This window comes from Lysinibacillus sp. JNUCC 51 (assembly GCF_015999525.1).
Classification (GTDB): Bacteria; Bacillota; Bacilli; order Bacillales_A; family Planococcaceae; genus Lysinibacillus; species Lysinibacillus xylanilyticus.
In genome coordinates this window covers 523,345-546,738 of sequence record NZ_CP065545.1, presented here as the reverse complement: position 1 = coordinate 546,738, position 23,394 = coordinate 523,345, and the positions used below count along the sequence as shown (strand labels likewise).

Here is a 23,394-nt window from a genome sequence, read left to right as displayed (position 1 = left end):
TGGAAGTGATCCAAACTCAAACACGTATTTTAACTATTCAAAACCTAGTCATTAAATTTACACTTCGTGGTAGAGTGTTAACGGCCATTCGTAATATCTCCCTCGATTTGTACAAAGGTGAAAGTCTTGCAATCGTTGGCGAGTCAGGTTCAGGAAAATCCGTTCTTATGAAATCAATTATGGGTTTGCTCGATAAAAATGGCTACATTGATCAGGGACAGATCATCTATAATGATCAGGATTTAGCGCAGTTTAGAACCGAGCGGGAGTGGCTTAGCATTCGTGGAAAAGAAGTGGCAATGGTTACACAGGATCCAATGACATCATTAAATCCACTGAAAACGATTGGCAAGCAAATTGAGGAATGTGTTATTTTACATCAGAATTTAAAGGGCAAAGCAGCATACGAAGAAACTTTGAAATTGTTAAAAGATGTCGGTATTCATGATGTGGAAAAACGTTATAAGCAATATCCTCACGAATTTTCTGGTGGCATGCGTCAACGAATTGTAATAGCTATTGCGCTAGCGTGTAAGCCTAAAATCTTAATTTGTGATGAGCCAACAACTGCATTAGACGTAACAATCCAAGCACAAATTTTACAGCTTTTGAAAAATCTTCAACAAAAATATGGACTAACAACCATTTATATAACGCATGATTTAGGCGTTGTCGCGAAAGTTGCCGATCGTATTGCAGTTATGTATGCAGGTGATGTCATCGAGGTGGGAAAGACAGATGAAATTTTCTTTAATGGCAAGCATCCCTATACATGGGCACTCATTTCTTCATTACCGCAACTAGGCTCAAAAGGGGAGCAGCTTTATTCCATCAAGGGTACTCCACCAAATCTTTTTCAAGAAATTAAAGGAGATGCATTTGCACCTCGTAATCAATATGCATTAAAGATTGATTTTGTCGAGCGCCCACCATTTTTCCAGGTAAGTGACACACATTACGCTCGTACTTGGCTATTAGATCCACTTGCGCCGAAAGTAGAGCCTCCTGAAGCGCTACAAGCCTTTTTCGAAGAAGGGAGACGATACGCGCATGAGTCATAATGAAGTATTAGTTGAGGTGAAAAATTTAAAAGTTGTTTTTGGGAAAGGCAAAAATAAATTTATAGCTATTGATGATGTCAGTTTCGATATTTTTAAAGGTGAAACATTTGGTTTAGTAGGTGAATCAGGGTCTGGAAAAACAACAATAGGCCGTGCAATTATGCGTATCAATGAAGTAACCGAAGGACAAATACTGTATCACGGTAAGAAACTAAATGGCAAAATATCGAAAGAATGGGATCGAGAAATTACACAGAAAATCCAAATGATTTTTCAAGATCCTATGGCATCGCTAAACGAACGCGCAAAGGTAGACTATATTATTTCAGAGGGGCTTATTAATACAAAAAACTTTAAAAATGAGGCTGATCGTCAACAGAAGGTACGCGATGCATTATTAAATGTAGGGTTATTACCGGAGTTTTCTAGTCGCTTCCCACATGAATTTTCAGGAGGACAGCGTCAGCGTATCGGCATTGCGCGTGCACTAGTAATGGAGCCAGAGTTTATTATTGCGGATGAACCAATTTCAGCATTAGACGTATCCATTCGTGCACAAGTATTAAATTTATTAGCAAATCTACAGCAGCAAAATGATTTAACCTATTTATTCATAGCTCATGACTTATCTGTAGTCCGATTTATTACGGACAGGACTGCTGTTATTTATAAAGGTAAAATTGTTGAACTAGCTGAGACAGAAAAGCTATTTTCTAATCCCCTCCATCCATATACAAGGGCATTATTATCGGCAGTACCTGAGCCAAATCCTTATAAAGAGCGTGATAAAGTCGTAGAAAGCTATGATCCGTCACAGCATAACTATGACATTCAGCCGCCGTCATTTTTCGAAATAGAGGAAGGTCACTTTGTATTGGCCAATGAAGAGGAATTGGAAAGATACCGAACTTCACTAAAAATGGAGGTAAGCAAATGATTCGTCCAAAGGCATTGAAAAAAGGTGACACAATTGGTCTTATAAGTGCTTCAGGTGCAACCCCGCCTGAAAAATTTCTTCCTGCCGTTAAAAGTATAGAAAAGTTAGGTTTTAATGTTGTTGCTGGGGAAACATGTCGAGCAAGGCATGGTTACTTAGCAGGCTCCGATGAATTAAGAGCCTGTGAAGTTAATCAAATGTTTAGAGACTCTAACATTGACGGCATCTTCTGCATACGTGGAGGTTACGGAGCGACGAAAATTTTACCACTTCTAGATTTTGATATGATTAAGGCAAACCCAAAAGTATTTGCTGGCTATAGCGATGTAACAGCATTACATATCGTTTTTAACCAACAATGCGGCTTCGTCACGTATCATACACCAATGCCCTCTACAGAATTTATTCGGCCGGAGATGGATGAATATACTTGGAAATCCTTTATCGAAAGTGTAACAGCAACTGAACGTACGGACTATTACCTTGAAAATCCACTTGGACATACAATGACAACGCTTGCTGATGGAAAAGCAACAGGGCAGCTTATTGGTGGGAACTTAACACTAGTTACAGCATCTCTTGGGACACCTTATGAAATTGATACAAGGGGCAAAATCTTATTTTTAGAGGATATAGACGAGAGTGAGCAACGTGTTGATCGGATGCTTACTCAATTAAAATTGGCGGGCAAATTAAACGAGGTGGCAGGTATCTTATTAGGGGCTTGGACAAATTGCAGTCCTGAAAATCCAAAACATCCGGAGCATAGCTTATCACTACAAACAATTTTTCAAGAAATTTTAGGTCCACTCAATATACCTATCATTAAAGACATTACTTGTGGCCACTGTTTACCAACGATGTCACTGCCATTAGGTCGAACTATTACAATGGACACGGAGAATCAAATGATAAAAGTTATAGAGTAGGTGTGAAATATGAAGCAAACGATTACACAGATTCTTCAAAAAGCACCCTATAAAGTGCATATGTTTGTGAAAGATTGCAAAACGGAGCATTTTTATATTAGTGAAAAAATAGAGGACACGTTTTCCAGTGCTAGCTTAATTAAAGTGCCTATACTACTTGCTGTTCTGAATTATGTAGAAGACAACAACCTATCATTAGAGCAAGAGATTATGATAGCACCTGAAGAATGGGTTGAATTTAGTGTAATTAATGAGCAGCGACTAGAGCAAAGTACCATCTATGAGCTTTTAGTATGGATGATTATTACGAGTGATAATACAGCAACAAATGTACTAATCGATTTTCTTGGGTTGGATACACTCAATCAATATTTTCGTGAAATTGGACTTCTGCAAACTACAGTTCAACGTAAGATGATGGATTTCGAAAGACTAGCAAAAGGCTTTGATAATACTACGTCTGCACGTGATATGGCACTGCTATTTTCAAGAATTTATCACAGAGACTTGTTATCAACAGCGTTTAGTGATCTAACGATAAATATTTTAAGTCGTCAACGTGTACACGAATCACTAAAGCGTTATTTAGTAGATGATGTGAAACTTGCTCACAAAACAGGTGGTCTTGATACGGTAGATCATGATGTTGGAATTGTATATAGCAGCTCTGGGGATTATCTTATTGGCGTTTTTATCACAGAGGTTACTAATAATGATCAAGCTAGGCAGCTAATTGGTCGTATTTCCAAAGTTGTTTATGATTATTTGGTGAAGCGGAAGGAGATGATAGAATGAATGCCATTGTGACGTCAATGATTGCAAATTTACACGAAAAGCCAGATGAAGCTTCAGAATTAGTGGATGAGGTACTATACGGAATGACGGTTCAAATCATGGAAGACATAGATGAGAGTTGGGTACGTATACAAACCGCTTATCGCTATGAAGGGTATTGTCATAAAGATAACTTACTAGTGGATGAAGCCAATACGAAAACTTGGCTACAAAATGCAAACCATTTTATTAACCAAAGCTTCGCTGATGTTTTGCAACAGCCCCGAATTCAGAGTACTAAAATGATGACACTCGTTAAAGGCTCAATCATCTGGTCGGTTTCCATTGACGGGCTAGATCCGGAATGGGCAGCAGTGCAATTAGTGGCGGGGGAAATCGGTTATGTACGTAGAAAATGGTTACAAGATAAAATTCCAGAAAACAGCTTAACTGAGCAACAATTACGAGAAAATGTTGTCCAAACAGCGCTGAGTTATTTAGCAACACCCTATCGATGGGGAGGAAAATCGCCGCTAGGTATTGATTGCTCAGGTCTATGTTCAATGGCATATATGCTAAACGGGGTATATATTTATCGCGATGCCAATATCGTTGAAGGTTTTCCTATCAAGGAAATATCCATAGAGCACATACAAAAAGGAGACTTATTATACTTCCCGGGACATATTGCACTGTATATAGGAGATAATCTTTATGTCCATTCATCACTTGGTGGAAATGAAGTAAATATTAATAGTCTGAATGATTTACATCCGCTATATAGAAAAGATTTAGCAACAACAATAACATCAGTAGGGAGCTTATTTTAATCCTCTGAATGAAAACATTTTATCATCATAAGTTTACGAGTTGACTCGAAGGCTTAATAAAACAGTGATATTGAATGTTCAGAAAGATATTAATAATGAGTTTTCATGTTGGCGTTTAAAAGAGTGATGAAAAGCAAATATTACTAAAACCTCCATGCTACAAGGATAAATCCTGATTCAGCTTGGAGGTTTTGGTTAATATTTGTAAATATTTAATTGTTGACCGGCTTCAAGTCTATCAGAACGAAGCTGATTCCATTGTTTAATGGAAGTAACTTTAACATTATGAGCCTCTGCAATATGCATAAGAGAGTCTCCATCAGCTACGGTAATTGTTTTTTTATCTTTGACAGGACTGTCATACTGTTGTAAATCATACTTTGCAATTACTGCATTAAGTTTTTCATTATATTGTGAATCTGTTGCATAGGAGCCTGTTAAAAACTTCGTAGCATCTGTATAAGACTTTGTATTGCTTTTAAAAACTCCTGCATAGAAATTTTTGTTCCAGGAAACACCATTACGCATTAATTTCACATAATCTTGTATGGAAGCTTCATAGGAAGGGTATTTGCGAAATGCCGCCATCACCTTTGTCATATTACCAGAACCATCATCCTCAGATGTTTCCAATGTTACGGAGTTATTTTGATAACTACCTTTCATACCAAATAAATTGTTATTTGGAGCAGATCCAAGACCACTTTGTCCATGCTCACTTTCTAACACGGCTTGCGCAATAATAACCGATGCATATAAGTCATTTTCAGCTCCTTGTTTCCTAGCAATTTCTGCAATAGAGCCAATAAACTCTTCTACACTAGGGCTATCATCGACAACTACAGGCTCTGTAGTTTCATGAGTATTGAAAAATTGTGTCACCATAAAAATCGAAATACAGATAACGATAACAGTAATCATAAGTCCTTTGAAAAAATTAATTAAGTATTTCATTGTTCATTGATGTTGGTAGATTACAACATCTCCCTTCCTCCTTTCTTTTCAGTAACAAAGTTTTATATATTTCTAATTATACATAGTCATAAATAGAAATAAAGTCATGTCTATTTGAGTACATCATTAATTGAACGAAAAAACCCCTCATTTTGTTCCTCATTTTCTAGCTATTTTTGGAATGAAAGTTCAGTTTAAATATAGTTGGATAAACATTTTTAAAGCTATTCATTTTGGAAGGAAATCTTATTACTTAAAACAGAATACGATTTTCTATGGAAATTATGAGATAAATAGAGTAGAGCGTCAAGAGGTCTAACGTCTTGATATAAGACAAAAAAATAAGTTTGAAATGACTTAAGATAGTGAAATATATATAGTAACACGATGTATCTGTAAAAAGTGTTAGTTCTAGACCTACTATGCTTTACGTATATGAAATGAAGAGGATTAAAATAGTAGTTTATTTCTAATTAACATTAAATGAATGCCAAAGTGGTCAAAGTTTTGCAAATGTTAAAGGTGTTTTCGTTCCATATTAAAAGTAGTTGATTGGAACGAAGCGACCCATCGTATGCCCCTAGTCGACCCCTTTTATAGTTTTTTAACAATATATATTTAATATAGTGAGTTTACGCAATGAATGTGTGATTCTTGAGAAGCGTTATTTAAAGGAGCTTATACTATGATAGCATTTGAAAATGTCACAAAGAAATATGTAAATGACCAAATCGCGGTGAAAGCTATTAATTTAGAAATCAACAAGGGGGAATTTTTTGTTCTTATTGGACCTAGTGGCTGTGGAAAAACAACATTATTAAAGATGATTAATCGATTAATTCATTTAACAGAAGGAACTATCCGTATTAATGGTAAAAGAATTAGTGATTACAACATACATGAATTGCGATGGAATATCGGCTATGTCCTTCAACAAATTGCGCTTTTTCCCCATATGACGATTGAAGAAAATATAGCTGTTGTGCCTGAATTGAAGAAATGGAGTAAACCGAAAATCCAGCAACGAGTCCGTGAGTTATTAGAAATGGTTGGACTTGAACCCGATAAATATAGTCAGCGCAAGCCAAAAGAGCTTTCTGGTGGTGAGCAACAAAGAGTTGGTGTTGTTCGTGCATTAGCAGCTGATCCCGAAATCATTTTAATGGATGAGCCTTTTAGTGCTTTAGATCCGATTAGCCGTACAAAATTACAAGATGACCTTCTTAAGCTTCAGCAAACGATACAAAAAACGATCGTCTTTGTTTCGCACGATATGCAAGAGGCCTTAAAATTAGGCGATCGGATATGTGTAATGAAGGATGGGGAAATCGTACAGATTGGTACCCCTCATGAAATCATACAAAATCCCGTTAATGATTTCGTTCGAGAATTTGTTGGGATAAAAGAATATGGGATAAATACTTTCCATATCCAAGCTGTAATTGAACCAATTGCTGATGAGATTTATCAAAGAAATCGAGAGAACATCATTTCTTCCAAGGATTCTTTGAACACCATTCTTCAAAAATTAGCTCATGATGAATGTATAGGTGTGGAAGAGAACGGAGAAATAATTGGCATTGTCACGAGAGCATCCATATTTCAGTATTTAGCACATGATTCCTTAGAAAGAGGTAATTTAAATGGCTAATTTTCTTGATGTGTTTAGCGAACGAAAAGGCCAGCTATTAGCGTCTTTAGTAGAGCATATTCAAATTTCCTTCATTGCACTATTTTTTGCAGTGGTGATTACTATTCCTCTAGGAATCTATTTAACGAATAAAAAGAAAATAGCAGAAAGTATTATTGGTATTAGTGCAGTTTTACAAACGATTCCTTCATTAGCTTTATTAGGATTATTGATTCCATTGTTCGGCATCGGAAAAATACCTGCAATTATTGCCTTAGTTGTTTATGCACTTCTTCCGATTTTACGTAATACATTTACTGGGATAAACGAAGTAGATCCGTCTTTAAAAGAAGCAGCGATGGCGATGGGAATGAATACTCGAAAACGATTAGTGAAAGTAGAATTGCCTCTTGCTATGCCTGTTATCATGGCAGGGATTAGAACAGCTATGGTATTAATCGTCGGAACGGCAACATTAGCAGCATTAATCGGGGCTGGAGGCTTAGGGGATATCATTTTGCTTGGAATTGACCGAAATAATACGGCACTTATTATTTTAGGTGCAGTACCTGCGGCGATTTTAGCTTTAGTGTTCGATTTCTTACTAAAAAAACTAGAATTACTGTCATTTAAAAAAACTATTACAGCATTAGGTATTATTAGTGTTGTGGCATTATTAATGATTATCTTCCCGTTACTAAACTTCAAAGAGAAAGAAGAAATTGTCATTGCAGGTAAGCTTGGCTCTGAGCCTGAGATTTTAATTAATATGTATAAATTGCTTATTGAAAATGAAACCGACTTAAAAGTGCAATTAAAACCTGGACTTGGTAAAACTTCCTTTGTATTTAATGCACTTAAATCTGGCAGCATCGATATTTATCCTGAATTTACTGGAACGGCAATTTCAGAGTTTTTAAAAGAGGAAGCCATCAATAATAATCAGGAGGATGTTTATAATCAGGCGAAAGAAGGAATGATGAATAAATTTGAAATGGTGATGCTTAGTCCGATGAAATATAACAATACGTATGCATTGGCAGTATCAAAGGAAGTAGCTGATACCTATCATTTGCAAAATATTTCTGATATTAAGCCTATTCAAGAATCGATAAAAGCAGGCTTCACATTGGAATTTAATGATAGAGAAGATGGTTATTTGGGCATTCAAAAACGTTACGGTATCACGCTTTCTAACATAACAACGATGGAGCCAAAGCTTAGATATCAGGCGATCGAATCTGGGAATATAGATTTATTAGATGCGTACTCAACGGATAGTGAAATACGTCAATATAATCTACAAGTTTTGGCTGATGATCAGCAATTATTTCCACCGTATCAAGGAGCTCCTTTACTAAGGAAAGAGACGCTAGAAAAATATCCTGAGATTGAAACAGCCTTAAATAAGTTGGCAAGTCAAATAACAGATGATGAGATGCGCGAAATGAATTATCAAGTAAATGTAGAAGGTCAAAACATTGAAGACGTGGCCCGCGAATATTTAATAAAGGCAGGACTATTATAAGAAGAAAATCTTGTGATATAAGAAGCTAGAAAAGAGATGTTTTTCTTTATCTAGCTTTTTTGTTTGTTTTGTCTCGGATTTTGAAGAGAGCCAAGGCAAAGTGTTTAGTTTAACTTGAACGTATCTGTAAGAGGATATATTTGCGTAAAAACGAAGCGACAACGTCAATCACGATAAGGTGAAAATACTTGATTTCACCTGTGACTATATTCTTGGGTATATTATACTTATTATCTGCTAACTAAGGGCTATATAGTTTTTTTAGTACTATAATAATTAATATTCAAAGGAACAACCTCGAAAAATAACGAATATAGGAAATAATGGAAAATCAAAAATAAGATAGAATTATTCAATAAACAATATTTGGATGCTCATCACTTCGATAGTATAATTTCTTCCAGTTCAAGTTGTTTTGGTTATAATTATGGATTAAAATGGGTATCAGCTCAAAAAATAGCTTTTATCATTCGATTTGACAGTTGAGCCAAGAAATTTAAAGAGATACAATTTGGAGGAAGAAATGAAAAAGAGTTTATTTTTAATGTCTTCGTTAATTTTATCAACTTCAATCATTCTTAGTGGTTGTGGAAAAGGCGGGGACGAATCAAAGAAAGATGATGAACCAAAGAAAACACAAGAGGAAAAAGGACAAGATAAAGATAAAGATAAAGATAAAGTCCAAAAGGAAGAACCTAAAAAAGATCAAGAATCAACTAAAGGTTCAGCTGACTTTGCTTCCTTAATTTCTTATATGGAAAAGGAAACTCAAGGGAAAACTAAAGTTCTTTTTGAAAACAATGAACCACAAGTACATAAAATGGAGAATGTTTCAATTTCACTTGATTCATATTCAGTTGTAGAGTTAAAGGATTTCCACACAGATTTTAATATTCCATTTGGTGAAGAAAATAACGGTGGCGTCATTTTAGCTAAATATACAGTGAAGAATGATATGGATAAAGATGTTTATTACATGCCTAGTTTAGATGTTACATTTACGGGTGCTAGTAAATATTATACGAATGATAAGTATTTGATTCCTGAAGAAGATCAATTACCAACAAAACTAAGCCACCAAACAGATTACTTGCTTAAAGCGGGTGAAGAGGTAACTGGGTATATCGCATATCCATTCGGTGAGACAGATTTAGCAAAAATTAATGCACTAGGGACAGTAACAGTAATGGTTCCAGTACCGCTTACTGAAAAAGAAAAATATGACGCTACTATTGGTTCAGAAGGAAGATTTAATCTTGCTTTAAATACGGGTGGTTCGAAAAAAGTATCAAGTAATTCGTCATTTTATCAAGATAAAGTAACATTGGACAATATGGGTGAAAAGAAGATGTCGAAGGAAAAAAGCGACATCAATGAAAGTAAGAAAATAGGGGATGTAAATGCTATTCTAGAAGGATATCAGTTTACACAATTTACACCTAATGAGGTGGAAGCACCTCGTTTCTCTAATTTCACGAATGGTGTCACTTTATTAACTGTGAAATTCAAGCTAGAAAATAAAGCGACAAGTGAAATTGGCTTATCTTCTATGTCTTCAAAATTGACAGTCAATGATGGCATGCAATATTTATTAAGCGAAGGTATGCTATTAAATTATCAGTATAATGACGTGATTAAAGCTGGTGAAACTGGCGAGCTATTACAAGTTTTCGTTTTAGATAAAGAGCAGTACGAAAAAATCTGGAAAGATAAAGCCTTTGAAATTGAACTAGGTCCTATCCGAAATAAAGGCGCGGAGGATACTTCAAAAGGTAAAAAAGAAACGTTTACATTACCGAAATAAAATGCATGAGCCCTCTCACTAATTGAGAGGGTTTTAGCTTGGCGACAAAAGAATAAAATACAAAATAATGTTCGAAAAGAAAATGCTATTCGGGTTCGAAGCGTATTATCAATGTAATTGACGATGTGAAATAATAGCTTTAAAATAAAAAAGACCGTCCAGACGGTTTTTTTACTTTTGAAAGGGGCGGTTGTATGTCATCAAAAGCAGATTTAAAACGTTCACATATTATCCAAACGGCAATTCAATATTTAAAGGACAATGATTTAAGTACTTTAACTTTAGATAAAATTGCTAGTAGTGCGAACATTAGCAAAGGTGGTTTATTGTATCATTTTAAGACGAAGGATGCCCTTCAAACAGCAATCGCTGAAACGATTATGAACGAGGTTATACAATCCTATGAACGTTTCGCAAGCCTTGAGCAAGGGACAGGGAGATTAACGAGAGCATTTATTTTAGCTTCTCAAAATGATCTTGCAAATGGTGCAGCTTTAAATATTGCGATTCAAATTATGCAAAATGACCATTCAGCCATCTCAACAGTTTATGAATGTTTACTAGACGAGTTGTTCCAAGATGGCTTGGAGCAATCCGTTGTGCATTTGATTCGGTTAACGATTGATGGATTGTATTATTCACAGTTATTAAATATAGCACTGATTTCTGATGAAGCAACAAAAGGTGTCTTTGAACAATTAATGTACATGACAAGGAAGGACTAACATACATGAGTGCTTTTGGTTTTTTATTTATTTCAATAATCTCAGAAGTTTTTGCAAGCTCGATGCTGAAACTAACAAATGGTTTTAAACGATTATTCCCGTCAATTGGCGTAGTGGTTGGGTATGGAACAGCTTTTTATTTCTTTTCTCTAACATTACAATCTTTAGCAATTGGCACTGCCTATGCAATATGGGCAGGGATAGGAACGGCACTAACGGCGATAATCGGTATAGTCTTTTATAAGGAATCATTTAATCTAAAAAAAATAATAGGTATTCTATTAATTATTGTCGGTGTGGTTATTCTTAACCTTGCTGGTAGCGGACATTAGGGAGGAATTTGTAAATGAAGGGTTATCTATTTTTAGCGTTATCCATCGTCAGTGAAGTATTTGCAACAACGATGCTCAAGTTTTCAGAGGTATTTACAATTCTAGGTCCATCTATAGCTGTCGTATTGGGATATGGCATTTCATTTTATTCATTGTCCCTATGCTTAAAAACGCTACCATTAAGCCTTGCGTATGCCATTTGGTCTGGTATAGGTACAGCATTAACAGTGGTTGTTGGAATAGTTGTATGGGGAGATATTCTTAATCTTTACTCAGCCTTAGGCATTGTATTAATCATTGGTGGTGTTATTCTTCTAAATCAGGGAGACCAACACAATGCGACAACTTAACATTCAAAAAGAAAAACGTTCGAAAATGGACGTTTTCTTTTTTTGTAGAATCCTTATTTATGAAAAAAGTCGTCATATTCCTAATTGCTACATATTATAGCGAGAGGTGTTAAATATGTTTGTATTTGTTTCAAAGTTTTAGGATAGCTCATTAAGACTTAGGAGGGCTGGGGAAATGAATAATGAAAACACAAAAAAACATTTTCTATGTGAAGCGCTCTACGATATAAAAGCACTCCAGGATATCATAAAGGATTTTCATTCTAAATATTTTGGTCAGCTGCTTGTGAAAATAGTGGGAAATGATACAATTCCCTTTTTTTTAATAAGACACGACGGTACTCATTTAAGATTAATGGATACGGTAAAGCAGTTTGAAACAGAGTTTTTTCGCATAGAGAATATTGATAGAGAACAATGTCGAGGTACTGTTTCGCTTTTGCGAGCCTATGATTATAGAGGGCATGATACGAATTTAATGGCAGAGGTTGTGCGATTAGAGCGAACATCCTCAGAAAAATCCATTGAATTAAGTGGTATTTCTGCGATTCAGTTATTAAATCCTGACATGTTAAAAAAGAAATTTATTATTGAGCCCAAAGAATGATTAAATTTACAACTTATTTCAGTTGGTGTCCAAACATCTTTCCCTGTCGCTTTCCTTTCGGTACAAAAGACATCCGCTGAATAGAGGAACTCAATCTAAGATCGCTACGTTCTGTGGCATTACTGAAATGACCGACATCGTGTCTGCCGCTACGTTAGCACTACGCTTTCACACAAAAACATCTGCTGGCCTAAGCACAAAGCCAATTCTGGATGCATTGTTTATCTACGTGAATTAAAGCGACATTGGTAAATGCTTTCTGTAGCGAAAGCGGCAAATGTTTACTGCGCGAAAGCGAAGCGACAGCGGCAAATGTTTACTGCGCGAAAGCAAAGCGGCAGCGGCAAATGTTTACTGCGCGAAAGCAAAGCGGCAGCGGCAATTATGCCGTGGCATAATTGAGACTACTAAAATAACATAATAATTAGAGCATCTGTCTAGGTGCACGTTGTATTCTTTGAATTTATTAGAAAGAGAATTTTACGAAGGGAAGAGGTTAATGAATGACAATTATCGGAATGCTGCATCATCGGCTAGATCCTAGAACTGTTCTTAAGTCATATGCTTTTGCGGCCGTTGCACAAGCTGAAGGGGCTCAATTTTTTTACTTTACACCCAAAAGCGTAGACTTTGATAAATATTACATTAGAGGAATGGTATATGAAAATGGTGATTGGCATGAAAAAGTGATGCCCTTCCCAGATGTTATATACAATGCAGGAAGTCCGGAAAAATTATCGGTATCAAAAGACATTATTGAGAAATTGAAAAAGGAAATACCTTTTACAACTCATTCTATAGGAAATAAATGGAATGTTATGAAGCGGCTCCAAGAAGCAAAGGAATTTGATAAGTATTTAATTCCATCTGAGATTGTGGAAAATGTCGATATACTCCATAAATTTATGGCTTTTAATGAAAAAGTCGTATTTAAACCGATAGATGGCCGGAAGGGAAAAGGGATATACTTTATTTCGAAAGTAGGAAGAACTAACTTTGAGGTAAAGAAGGATAGGGAAACAAATGTTTGTTCAAAGTCACAGCTAGATGATTTAATTAGAGAACAACTTTCTACAGGCACCTTTATCGTCCAACCCTATATCCAATCCGTAACAGCATCAGGTCAAGTTTATGATTTTCGTCTTCATGTTCAAAAAAACGGTGAAGGTAAATGGGTTATAACGACGATTTATCCACGAATTGCACCAAATGGTTCGATTATACCTAATATTAACAATGGTGGTTTTACAAATTATTTAGATCCTTTTCTAGAGCAGGAATTTAAAGAAGAAGCTTATAATATTCGACGTATGCTAGAGCATTTTTCACTGTCACTAGCTCGACATTTAGATGATATTCAGATGGAACAATTCGGTGAAGTTATTGATGAGATTGGCATTGATGTAGGCTTAGATGAGCAAAGAAAAATTTGGATGTATGAAGTGAATTGGCGACCAGGTTGCCCTCCTGCTTTTTATTTAGAATTAGACGTGGTCATCAATACTATAAGGTATGCAATGTACCTTGCTAAGAACCGAGGCGAAATTAAAAGGGAGATTTTGCAGCGTAAGAAAAATAAGGATTCAGTTGGAGGGCAGGCTTTACCAAAAGGAAAGGCTTCTCCAAAAGAAAAAACTTTACCAAAAGAAAAGGCTTCACCAAAAGAAAAAGTTTTACCAAAAGGAAAAGCTTTACCGATTATCGCAATTACTGGTAGTGCTGGAAAAACGACATCAAAAGCATTCCTTGCCTCAATTTTATCGGTAAAATGGAATATCTTTGAGTCAAAAGATTATTGGAATACAACAGAGCATACAAAAAAACATAAAGAAGAAATTAATGCTTCACATGAGGCGGTTGTACTTGAGTACGGGATGGCTTATCCAGGTATCATAACGAATCATTGTAGCATTATTCAACCGAATATTAGTATTATTACAAATATCGGTTTAGCTCATGTGGGCAACTTTGATGGAGATATTAAAGGAGTGGCCAAAGCAAAGTCGGAATTAATACATGGAATGGATCAAAACGGTTTATTAATATTAAATAAGGACGATGATAATTCTAAGTATTTAGAGAAACAGCAATTTAAAGGGAAAATTTTAACGGTTGGTGTTCGTAACGCAGCGAACTATAAAGCTTATGATATTCAATATAAAGACATCGGTATGTCATTTAAAATAAAGCTGCATGGACAGGAAATTGCAATGTATATCCCAATTTTAGGAGAACATCATGTTTATAATGCGCTTAATGCCATTGCGGTTGCAGATTATTTAGGGTTTAGTCCAGAAGATATAAAAAAAGGGCTGAATTTCAAAAAACCACCTAGAAGATTAACAATTTATAACTGTCGCGATAACATTACACTTATTGACGATACTGTTCACTCTCATCCTCAGGGTGTACGTGCTGCTATTGATGTACTTACAAATATTGCGAAGAAACGTAAAATTGCTATAATTGGTCAAATGCGGGAATTAGGGGATTTGAGAGAAGAAGAATATCGTAAAGTGGGCGAATACATTTATGAGCAAGACATAGATCTATTCATAACTTATGGTTTCAGAACGCAGGAAATGGGAGAAGCGGCGAAGGCAAAAGGGATGGATCCTACTAAAATTTATCATTTCCTCAATAAGGAAGAATTGCATGCACTCTTAGAGAAAGTCATAAAACCACATGACACCATTTTAGTAAAGGGTGCTAGTAAAACGAATATGTTTGATACGATTAAATTTTTAGATCAAAAATATCAAGAGTAAATAAAATATCCCTAGTAATTGACCTTTTGAAGGAAACAATTACTCGGGATATTTTTTATGCTAAATAAGTCTTTGTATGAGAGCATTTTCAGAAAGTATTCTAACTTCTTTTAGAGGGTGCTGAAATAAGTTAAAGCCTCCGGAAGCAATTATCCAGAGGCATAATTGATAATTAAGATGGTTTTAGAATGAACTTTATTTCTTTTGCAGCTTTATAGGCTTTATTTTTAGCCTCCGCTAATGTTGCGCCTACCGCAATTACATATGCATAACGATGACCCATCGATAAAGGAGGAGTTAGCAATGCCCCTTTTTTGGGCTTTACATATACTTCCACAACTCCTGGTGAATTAGTTGCTTTATTTCTTCCAATAACTTTTTCTAAAATACCTTTACTTTGAACAATGACGTATTTTGTATAGACAAACTTTCTATGCTTCGGATTGATATCAGGGCGTTCACCTAAAAATAATTTAAGTGTTTCTTCCACTAAATTAAACCCGAAAGCGGCATGAAGCATAGTATTCATTGCTCCTCCTGAGATTCGCGGATTAATCTCAATAAGCTTCCAACCATTTTTTGTTAAACGAAGCTCTAAGTGCAATGCACCATTTTCGATGTTAAACTCTTTAACAATTGATTGCAGTACTTCCTCAAGTCCGGTTTGAATTTCTTTAGGGGCTTTAACGAGAACACCATAACCAGTAATGATAAAACGTTTACCTTGAGTAATCTCTTGTTCAATAATACCGATGATATTTGCTTGTCGGTTATAGACAAGTGCTTCTACTAAATATTGCGGACCTTCGATATATTCCTCTACCATAATTGTTTCACCAGGATTTTTGCTTCGTAGATGGCTCAGGTGTTTCTCCAGTTGACCTGTATCGTTTGCTAATAAAACATCTTTGGAGCCTGTTGATTTTGGAGATTTTACAATAAGCGGAAATCCCAGGTTATTAGGGACGGACTCATTTGGCTTGAGAAGAAAAAACTTTGGAGAATAAGGCTGGTTCTTTAAAAAAATTCTAGTTTTCTCTTTATCCTCCATCATTTCAATAGCTGTTGAAGATGTTTTGTTGTCACAAAATTCATCACATAAAATTGAGGCAATATGAACAAAGGGATCAACGAAACTAACGATAGATTTTATTTCAAAGCCATTTTTAGATAAATTGAGTATTTCGTCTTTCATGATCTTTATATTCGAAGTATCAATAAGAATCATTTTATGAATATCAGGGTAGGCATTTCTCTGCTGTAATTGCTTTTCGTTGTTAGTAAAAAGTACAGTAAAATATCCCATTTTTTCTGCTGCTCTTGTTGCTTCACGACTTGACCCGGATTTGTTTGTGCCAATAAATATAATTGTTTTCAGGTATATCACTCCTTCTATTGTTACTTAGATGCTTAATCAACTATATATATATGCTAAGAAATAGGTTTCCTCTAGTTAAGTATCTCGTATACATCCAAGCAACTTTTAAGAAGTTACATATACTAGAGAGGAAAGGAGGGGAAAATAATATGAAGCCTCTTACGGTGCAGGATTTAACAGCGATAACTGCAGGCCATTTAGTGCAAGGGTCGAAGGAAGTGTTGATTCAACATGGCGCATATCGACTGAAGCAATTGAAAAGACCAAATACCGCCCTTTTTACAAATAAGCCTATTGTCAACTGGAAAGACTATGAGTCATTTTATCCAATAGTGCTTGTAACTGATAGACTATACAGTCAAAAAGGAATACCTGAGCAAATAATCATCATTAAAGTAAGAGATATAGATGAGGCCTATTGGAAGTTTATAAATTTTTATCGCAATCAATTTAATATCCCAATCGTAGCCATTACTGGTACTTCTGGTAAATCGACGACAAAAGAGATGATCAAACATATACTTTCTGCAGAAAAAAATGTAGTATCCACGCCACTAAGTAGTAATTCTAGAACTGCTTCTTTGCAATATTTACTGAATATTGATGATCATACCGACGCAGCCGTTTTTGAAACAGCTGTTGGTTCACCGGGGGACATCACACTTGCGGGAGAATATTTCAAGCCGACTATTGGGATCATTACAAATATAGGAGCACATCATTTGAATTATTGTAAAACTTTAGAGGGCTATATCCAAGCAAAGGGTGAAATGTTGGACATTATTAGTCCTGCAGGCACATTAATCCTTAATGCTGAGGATATCAACACAAGTAAAATAGATTTATCGAAGTTTAAAGGACGCATTATTAAAGTAGGTAAGCATCATTCCTGTGATTTTCGAGCAAGTAATATTCGCTACCACAAAAACGGTATGCTGTTCAACGTTCATCACAAGAAGCAACTCCATGAAATCTTTGTACCAGGTTTTGGTGAGCACCAAGTATATAATGCACTTGCAGCGATTGCAGCTATTTATGAAATGGGTTTGCCGATTTCTTTAGCAGCTAAACAACTGCAAACATTCCGAAAATTGAATAAGCAGCTTCAGGTGTTTAAGGGCATTAATAATTCCGTATTAATAGATGATACATGGAATATAACTACTACTTCTTTGGAGGCAGGATTAAAGGTTTTGAATGCGCTCGGAGAAGGCAAGAAAAAGATTGCCATTATTGGGACGATTACAGATTTAGGGTCTTGGGGATATATTATTCACGAGCAAGCAGGAGAACTAATTGCTCAAATTGGGGTCGATGTCCTCATTACGATAGGAGAACATGCAAGCATTATGGCGGTTCATGCTATTGAGGAAGGTCTTACTTCACCTGTTCATATTTTTAAAAATACTACGCTCGTCTATAAATTGTTAAATAAAATTGTAGATGAAAATACTATCATTTTCATTAAAGGAGATATGTATAGTAAAGAAGTTTCTAAGTTGGCAGATGATTTAAAATTTAAAAAATCATCTACTTCCGAATAGATTATTGTTATTCACCTAAATAAATGTTATTTTTCATCATTTACTAGATTGAGCATGCCTATAACTAATTACTAGAAATGCAGAAGTATGATCATGTTAACTCATTTATTCAGAAATGTACATTATAGGAAGGGGGCGTAGTTAACTTGCAACATATTAGTGTGAGCGAAATAAGAAAATTATTACAAGGAGAATTAATAAACGGTTCTGAACTCTGGTCTGTTAAACATGCAATTTATTATAACCGACATGAACTGACTCAAAATAATACACTTATGTTCGTTAGTAAAAATGATACTATCAACTGGCAAGAAATAGATCAAAAGGGGCCATCTCTAGTCATTTCTGATAAATCATCAGAGGAATTGAAACATGCGCTGAAGAATACAACCGTTATAAGTGTCAAAAGTATTGTGCAGTCCTATTGGAAATTCATGGATTATTACAGAAAGCTATTTCAAATACCTGTCGTTGCTTTGACCGGAACATGTGGTAAAACGACAACGAAAGAAATGATTAAACACATAGCTAGTAAGGAATGGAATGTTCAAGCATCTGTCAGCAGTAAAAATGAGCCACGGCAATCCTTACCGTACTTGACTGGGATCAATCAGAATACAAAAGCAGCTATCTTTGAATTAGGACTGGGGAATATAGGGAATATTAAACACCAATGTATGATCTATCAGCCTACAATTGGTATTATTACGAATATCGGTGTCCATCATTTAGATGGATGTATAAATCTTGATGGCTATATAAAAGCAAAGGCTGAAATTGTAGATGGAATAAGAAAAGATGGCACGTTAATCATTAATGGTGATGATGAAAACATTAAAAAAATCTCTTTGAATAAATTTAAAGGGAAGGTTATTACCTTTGGCGTTCGCGAAAAGTCAGATTATCAAGCTACAAATATCAAATTCGCAAAAGGCGGCATGAAATTTGTATTAAAAGTAGAAAACGATAATTACAATTTGTTTGTTCCTGGATACGGAGAACACCAAGTATATAATGCATTAGCGGCTATAGCTGCCGTAAAGGAAATGGGACTTTCCATTGATATCGCAATTTCACAAATAAAAACGTTCAAATCGATGGCAAGACACTTAGAATTTTCTACAGGCATTGGTGAATGTACTATAGTAGATGATACTTGGACAAATAACCCGACTTCTGTGGAAGCAGCACTGAAGGTTCTAGATACGATAGGAAAAAGGAAAAAAGTAATTCTTATTTTAGGTGACATAAAGAGATTAGGAAATTTCGAAGAGAAATATCATCGTGAGATTGGCACAATGGTCGCAAAAAGAAATATCGATACGCTTATTACTATTGGCAAAAGAGCAGAAAATATTGCGAACCAAGCGTTGAAGGAAGGCACGAAAGCAGATGTGCATATGTTTAAAGATGTTACAGGAGTTTTAGAAGTACTAAACAATAAGCTCGATAGTGAAACCATTGTACTTATTAAAGGTCCTATGTCTAGCAAATCTATGATAGAATTTGCGAATCAGTTAAAAAATAAATAATAGAAAAAGAGGTTGGGACAAAACCCATCTCTAAACTAAAAAGCCGGTGAAATTTTACAATCAGTAAAATTTCACCGGCTTTAAATTTTTTTCATAAAAAAATAAGGACCACTTCTGATAAAATTAAGTCACCACAACAAAATTACAGAAAGAAGGATCCTTATGTATAAAAATTATAACATGAATCAATTAATTTTGCCTTTAGATTTAGAAGTAAAGTTACAAAAGAATGATATTGCCTTCCACGTCCACCATTTAGTCGAAAGTATCCCGCCTGAAACGTTCGAACCATTCCTTCGAAATGAGGGCTGTCCTGCCTATCATCCACGCATGATGCTTAAAATTATACTATGTGCCTACACGCAATCTGTCTTTTCTGGTCGCAAAATTGAAGCGCTTTTAAAAGACAGTATTCGGATGATGTGGCTTGCACAAGGATATGAACCAAGCTATCGCACAATTAACCGTTTTCGTATCCAACCTGAAGTAAAAGAATTAATTCGCCAATGTTTTGTCCAATTCCGTTGTCAGCTTGTGCAAGAAAAAATCATTGATCAAGAAGCAATTTTTATTGATGGAACGAAGATTGAGGCGAATGCGAATAGATTTACGTTCGTTTGGAAGAAATCCATTGAAAAATTTCATGGTAGCTTGATAGAGAAATCGAACCAACTATACAACGAGCTACTTGAAAAAGAGATACTACCTGAAATTGAACGAGAAAGCGAAGATGAATTAACGCTAGAAGAGCTAGCTCAAACGGTCGAAAAAGTAGATGAAGTGATTTCTGAATATGATCGAAAAATTGAGGATTCATCAGATGTAGCAGAACGAAAGGCTTTAAGAACGGAACGGAAATTCCCAAAGCAAGCTCGCAAACAATTAATCGACTATATTGAACGCAAACTAAAATATCAAAGAGACTTTGAAATCTTTGACGAACGAAATAGTTATTCGAAAACAGACCTGGATGCGACATTTATGCGTATGAAAGATGACTATATGAAAAATGGTCAATTGAAGGCAGGTTATAACATACAAGTGGCAACAGAAGGTCAGTATGCGCTTGCCTATAGCATTTTTCCGAATCCAACGGATACACGTACATTAATCCCGTTTTTAGATGAAATTGAACAACATTATTTTAAGTTACCAAAACACATCGTCGCAGATGCCGGATATGGCAGTGAACAAAATTATGATGATATCCTTTCGAATCGTAAGCGAGAAGCCTTAATCACGTACAATATGTATTTAAAAGAACAAAAGAAAAAGCATCAGCAAAACGAATTCAATACAGCGAACTGGGATTATGATAAAGAACATGATCGATACACTTGCCCAAACCAACAACAGCTTGTATTTAAATATCGTACCACGAAAACGGATAAGTATGATTTCACGCGTGAGTTTAAGGTATACGAATGTGAAGACTGTTCCGGATGCCCTCTCCGTTCATTATGCACAAAAGCAAAAGAAGGAAATAATCGTAAGTTAATGGTGAATGAGAAATGGGAACAACAAAAAGAATATGTGAGAGCAAAGCTTTCAGAAGAAAAAACGAGTACCATTTATCGTCAACGCAAAATTGATGTGGAACCAGTTTTTGGATTCTTGAAGGCTAATTTGCGTTTCACTCGATTTTCGGTACGAGGAAAATCGAAGGTTGAAAACGAGATGGGCCTCGCATTAATGGCTGTGAATTTAAGAAAATTCACAGCCATTGGCTAAAAGCTATCTGGAGACTACATAAAAAATAGAGAAATCCGAATTTGAATGCATTCAAATTCGGATTTCTCACTAATTGAAGCTAGTTATGTCCCAGCCTCTTTTTCAAAACATGTAATTTTGTGTTGATCATTTTAAATTTGAAGCATTTTAAATGATTCTAGTAAACGATCTTAAAAAACACGTTTTGCTGTAATATAATGCTCTTTATAATAATCAACCATTAGTACTCTTGTAGTAATACCACTAGAGCTTGGAATGATAATACGTTGATCTCCTGCGTAGATAGCTACTAATGAAGGGGTTTTAGAGCCTGTAACACTATTGAAGAACACTAGATCACCCTTTTTTAAATTGGTACGTGATACCGTTGTTCCAACATTCATTAGTTCCTTTACATTGGTTGCACCAAGTTTAACTCCACTCTTACGATAGATGAAGTCTACATAGCCTGATGCTGTAAAGCGAAGACTTGCTTCATTATTTGTAGAGCTCATAGTTACTTTATTTTTATAATTAAAGGCGTTTTCAACAATTTTATCGCCTTTCGTTGCAGGATTAGCTGAAAGTAATGTAGGTAATACTCTACGGGCCCCAACATAATTATCTTTATAATATGCTTTGCCGTTTAAATCAGAAATAATGATATTTTGCTTAGAATCAGCCATATGAATCATTTTGTTGTCGCCGATATACATACCAACGTGGTCAGGGTCTGTCCCAGTTTTTTTACTCTTAAAGAATAGTAAATCACCTTTTTGTAATTGGTTTCTGCTAACAGCTGTTCCTTGCTGTAACATATAATCCTCATTATAAGTTCCAATGTCTACCCCATTTTTCTCGAAAATGTACATAATAAATGAAGCACAAGAAAACTTGTAAGGATATGTATCCTTGTATACGGAATTGCTGTATGTCGCCTTACCAATTAAGCTTTTTCCAGTTTGAATTAGTTGATCTGCTTTCGCATTAACTGCTTGTGTGTTATTCAGGGCATTTGTTGTTGCAGCCTCTACTTCTATGGGTTGAACAGTTGGTTGTACCATTCCCACTGCACTAAAACCTATCGTCAATGCTAATGTTGTATTTAAAAATCGTTTATTCATGATGTAATTTCCTCCTGAAGCTTTTTGTTAGGATTAATCCCGATTTGGCTTGCCATTGGAATTAATCGTAGCATGAAAATGTAGGGCTTCTTTGAGGTAATTGTTACCACGGCGAATGGGAAATCACTGTAAACACCTGATATAAAGCGCCTCATCGCCTTAATTTACAATTATATTACAAATGTTTCAGTTGGGTGAAGTGTTGTAGGATGGAAGGGTCATAGGTGCAGGTAGTACAAGCATTTCTAAGCGGTGAAAGGCGGATGTCGATAAAAATCAGAAGGTTGGGTGATAAATCGCGAAAGTTAATCGATAAAACTAAAAAGTTGGGCGATAAAAACGTAAAAGTGTTCCGCTAAAATTAAAAAATTGGATAACATTTTGTTAAAACGACTGTCAGGAAATAGCCCTCACACTGCTGAAGATTCATACTTTAAACAGCATGCCAGTTGAATAGAAATTTAACTTCTATTCAACTGTTTTCTTTTAAATTTCCTGAATCATCTCCACTCTATTACCGAATGGATCTCTAAATTCAAAACGTTCAAAATGAGGAATTGGAACTGAATCGAAAATTTCGATATGTTGTTCAGCTAATGCCTTTTTCCACTGCTCTATATTTTCAACTTGATAGGCAATATGAGCCTTTGTCGTTAATCTATCAAAGCCATCCTCTGTACCTACATGGACCTCTTTATTGCCAACCTGTAACCAAAATCCACCTCGTCCTTTTAGCGAATCAGGCTTTTTAATTTCTTTTAGACCTAATACTTGACAGTAAAAATGTTTCCCTTTTTCTTCTTCACCTTTTGGAATTGTTATTTGAACGTGATGTAAGCCTACAACCATTTTTTCTCCCCCTTTAATTCTTCATCGA

At 35.5% G+C, this 23,394-nt stretch carries 20 protein-coding genes; 16 read left to right on the top strand and 4 right to left on the bottom strand.

What is annotated here, in order from left to right:
- The first annotated feature begins 5 nt into the window (after positions 1-5).
- The 5 genes from JNUCC51_RS02990 to JNUCC51_RS02970 are packed head-to-tail and all read left to right on the top strand — an operon-like array spanning position 6 to position 4,531.
- A complete protein-coding gene (locus JNUCC51_RS02990) occupies positions 6-1,061 on the top strand; it encodes an ABC transporter ATP-binding protein (protein WP_337990770.1) in 1,056 nt (351 codons plus the stop codon).
- The gene (locus JNUCC51_RS02985) at positions 1,051-1,998 is read left to right on the top strand and encodes an ATP-binding cassette domain-containing protein (RefSeq protein WP_337990769.1); all 948 of its coding nucleotides are present in this window, start codon (positions 1,051-1,053) and stop codon (positions 1,996-1,998) included. Before JNUCC51_RS02990 ends, JNUCC51_RS02985 begins: the two co-directional genes overlap by 11 nt.
- Positions 1,995-2,927 (top strand): S66 peptidase family protein, encoded by a 933-nt coding sequence (locus JNUCC51_RS02980; protein ID WP_337990768.1) that lies wholly within the window; start codon positions 1,995-1,997, stop codon positions 2,925-2,927. Before JNUCC51_RS02985 ends, JNUCC51_RS02980 begins: the two co-directional genes overlap by 4 nt.
- A gap of 9 nt (positions 2,928-2,936) precedes the next feature.
- Positions 2,937-3,722, top strand: coding sequence for a serine hydrolase (locus JNUCC51_RS02975; RefSeq protein ID WP_337990767.1), 786 nt, complete (start codon positions 2,937-2,939; stop codon positions 3,720-3,722).
- A complete protein-coding gene (locus JNUCC51_RS02970) occupies positions 3,719-4,531 on the top strand; it encodes a C40 family peptidase (protein WP_337990766.1) in 813 nt (270 codons plus the stop codon). The genes JNUCC51_RS02975 and JNUCC51_RS02970 overlap by 4 nt, the downstream gene beginning before the upstream one ends.
- 195 nt (positions 4,532-4,726) lie before the next feature.
- Here JNUCC51_RS02970 and JNUCC51_RS02965 read toward each other — a convergent pair whose 3' ends face one another.
- Complete coding sequence (locus tag JNUCC51_RS02965; RefSeq protein ID WP_337990765.1) at positions 4,727-5,452, bottom strand: glucosaminidase domain-containing protein; 726 nt, start codon at positions 5,450-5,452, stop codon at positions 4,727-4,729.
- 718 nt (positions 5,453-6,170) lie between these two features.
- On the opposite strand from JNUCC51_RS02965, the gene JNUCC51_RS02960 reads away from it, so the two are divergent.
- The 8 genes from JNUCC51_RS02960 to JNUCC51_RS02925 all read left to right on the top strand — a co-directional run bounded on the left by JNUCC51_RS02960 (position 6,171) and on the right by JNUCC51_RS02925 (position 15,229).
- Positions 6,171-7,136, top strand: coding sequence for an ABC transporter ATP-binding protein (locus JNUCC51_RS02960; RefSeq protein WP_337990764.1), 966 nt, complete (start codon positions 6,171-6,173; stop codon positions 7,134-7,136).
- Positions 7,129-8,643, top strand: coding sequence for an osmoprotectant update ABC transporter permease/substrate-binding subunit OpuFB (gene opuFB, locus JNUCC51_RS02955; protein ID WP_337990763.1), 1,515 nt, complete (start codon positions 7,129-7,131; stop codon positions 8,641-8,643). The genes JNUCC51_RS02960 and opuFB overlap by 8 nt, the downstream gene beginning before the upstream one ends.
- Before the next feature lie 523 nt (positions 8,644-9,166).
- Complete coding sequence (locus JNUCC51_RS02950) at positions 9,167-10,447, top strand: DUF5068 domain-containing protein (protein WP_337990762.1); 1,281 nt, start codon at positions 9,167-9,169, stop codon at positions 10,445-10,447.
- A 194-nt stretch (positions 10,448-10,641) separates the two neighbouring features.
- Entirely contained in the window at positions 10,642-11,172 is a 531-nt protein-coding gene (locus JNUCC51_RS02945; protein WP_337990761.1) for a TetR/AcrR family transcriptional regulator, read from the top strand.
- A gap of 5 nt (positions 11,173-11,177) precedes the next feature.
- Positions 11,178-11,504: a DMT family transporter gene (locus JNUCC51_RS02940; RefSeq protein WP_337990760.1), complete on the top strand. Its 327-nt coding sequence runs from the start codon at positions 11,178-11,180 to the stop codon at positions 11,502-11,504.
- Between the two features lie 14 nt (positions 11,505-11,518).
- Positions 11,519-11,854 (top strand): DMT family transporter, encoded by a 336-nt coding sequence (locus JNUCC51_RS02935; protein WP_100544325.1) that lies wholly within the window; start codon positions 11,519-11,521, stop codon positions 11,852-11,854.
- Between the two features lie 175 nt (positions 11,855-12,029).
- Positions 12,030-12,461 (top strand): hypothetical protein, encoded by a 432-nt coding sequence (locus tag JNUCC51_RS02930; RefSeq protein WP_337990759.1) that lies wholly within the window; start codon positions 12,030-12,032, stop codon positions 12,459-12,461.
- A gap of 503 nt (positions 12,462-12,964) precedes the next feature.
- On the top strand, positions 12,965-15,229 hold the full coding sequence (locus JNUCC51_RS02925; RefSeq protein ID WP_337990758.1) for a YheC/YheD family protein: 2,265 nt from the start codon (positions 12,965-12,967) through the stop codon (positions 15,227-15,229).
- 172 nt (positions 15,230-15,401) lie between these two features.
- Here the strand turns inward: JNUCC51_RS02925 and JNUCC51_RS02920 are convergent, their stop codons facing one another.
- Entirely contained in the window at positions 15,402-16,607 is a 1,206-nt protein-coding gene (locus JNUCC51_RS02920; RefSeq protein WP_337992178.1) for an ATP-grasp domain-containing protein, read from the bottom strand.
- 149 nt (positions 16,608-16,756) lie between these two features.
- Between JNUCC51_RS02920 and JNUCC51_RS02915 the strand changes: the two genes are divergently transcribed.
- The 3 genes from JNUCC51_RS02915 to JNUCC51_RS02905 all read left to right on the top strand — a co-directional run bounded on the left by JNUCC51_RS02915 (position 16,757) and on the right by JNUCC51_RS02905 (position 21,414).
- Complete coding sequence (locus tag JNUCC51_RS02915) at positions 16,757-18,151, top strand: UDP-N-acetylmuramoyl-tripeptide--D-alanyl-D-alanine ligase (RefSeq protein ID WP_337990757.1); 1,395 nt, start codon at positions 16,757-16,759, stop codon at positions 18,149-18,151.
- Between the two features lie 146 nt (positions 18,152-18,297).
- A complete protein-coding gene (locus JNUCC51_RS02910; RefSeq protein ID WP_337990756.1) occupies positions 18,298-19,683 on the top strand; it encodes a UDP-N-acetylmuramoyl-tripeptide--D-alanyl-D-alanine ligase in 1,386 nt (461 codons plus the stop codon).
- Between the two features lie 162 nt (positions 19,684-19,845).
- Complete coding sequence (locus JNUCC51_RS02905) at positions 19,846-21,414, top strand: IS1182 family transposase (protein WP_337990755.1); 1,569 nt, start codon at positions 19,846-19,848, stop codon at positions 21,412-21,414.
- 170 nt (positions 21,415-21,584) lie between these two features.
- Here JNUCC51_RS02905 and JNUCC51_RS02900 read toward each other — a convergent pair whose 3' ends face one another.
- A complete protein-coding gene (locus tag JNUCC51_RS02900; RefSeq protein ID WP_337990754.1) occupies positions 21,585-22,517 on the bottom strand; it encodes a C40 family peptidase in 933 nt (310 codons plus the stop codon).
- Between the two features lie 486 nt (positions 22,518-23,003).
- Positions 23,004-23,366 carry a VOC family protein gene (locus tag JNUCC51_RS02895; protein ID WP_337990753.1) on the bottom strand — a complete coding sequence of 121 codons (363 nt, stop codon included), beginning with the start codon at positions 23,364-23,366 and terminating at the stop codon, positions 23,004-23,006.
- Between the last annotated feature and the right edge of the window lie 28 nt (positions 23,367-23,394).

Bases quoted from the DNA above. Each gene is read 5' to 3' on its own strand.
- JNUCC51_RS02940 (WP_337990760.1), top strand. From the start codon at position 11,178: ATGAGTGCTTTTGGTTTTTTATTTATTTCAATAATCTCAGAAGTTTTT.
- JNUCC51_RS02980 (WP_337990768.1), top strand. From the start codon at position 1,995: ATGATTCGTCCAAAGGCATTGAAAAAAGGTGACACAATTGGTCTTATA.
- opuFB (WP_337990763.1), top strand. From the start codon at position 7,129: ATGGCTAATTTTCTTGATGTGTTTAGCGAACGAAAAGGCCAGCTATTA.
- JNUCC51_RS02915 (WP_337990757.1), top strand. From the start codon at position 16,757: ATGAAGCCTCTTACGGTGCAGGATTTAACAGCGATAACTGCAGGCCAT.
- JNUCC51_RS02925 (WP_337990758.1), top strand. From the start codon at position 12,965: ATGACAATTATCGGAATGCTGCATCATCGGCTAGATCCTAGAACTGTT.
- JNUCC51_RS02970 (WP_337990766.1), top strand. From the start codon at position 3,719: ATGAATGCCATTGTGACGTCAATGATTGCAAATTTACACGAAAAGCCA.
- JNUCC51_RS02905 (WP_337990755.1), top strand. From the start codon at position 19,846: ATGTATAAAAATTATAACATGAATCAATTAATTTTGCCTTTAGATTTA.
- JNUCC51_RS02930 (WP_337990759.1), top strand. From the start codon at position 12,030: ATGAATAATGAAAACACAAAAAAACATTTTCTATGTGAAGCGCTCTAC.
- JNUCC51_RS02935 (WP_100544325.1), top strand. From the start codon at position 11,519: ATGAAGGGTTATCTATTTTTAGCGTTATCCATCGTCAGTGAAGTATTT.
- JNUCC51_RS02975 (WP_337990767.1), top strand. From the start codon at position 2,937: ATGAAGCAAACGATTACACAGATTCTTCAAAAAGCACCCTATAAAGTG.
- JNUCC51_RS02950 (WP_337990762.1), top strand. From the start codon at position 9,167: ATGAAAAAGAGTTTATTTTTAATGTCTTCGTTAATTTTATCAACTTCA.
- JNUCC51_RS02945 (WP_337990761.1), top strand. From the start codon at position 10,642: ATGTCATCAAAAGCAGATTTAAAACGTTCACATATTATCCAAACGGCA.
- JNUCC51_RS02900 (WP_337990754.1), bottom strand. From the start codon at position 22,517: ATGAATAAACGATTTTTAAATACAACATTAGCATTGACGATAGGTTTT.
- JNUCC51_RS02895 (WP_337990753.1), bottom strand. From the start codon at position 23,366: ATGGTTGTAGGCTTACATCACGTTCAAATAACAATTCCAAAAGGTGAA.
- JNUCC51_RS02960 (WP_337990764.1), top strand. From the start codon at position 6,171: ATGATAGCATTTGAAAATGTCACAAAGAAATATGTAAATGACCAAATC.
- JNUCC51_RS02965 (WP_337990765.1), bottom strand. From the start codon at position 5,452: ATGATTACTGTTATCGTTATCTGTATTTCGATTTTTATGGTGACACAA.
- JNUCC51_RS02985 (WP_337990769.1), top strand. From the start codon at position 1,051: ATGAGTCATAATGAAGTATTAGTTGAGGTGAAAAATTTAAAAGTTGTT.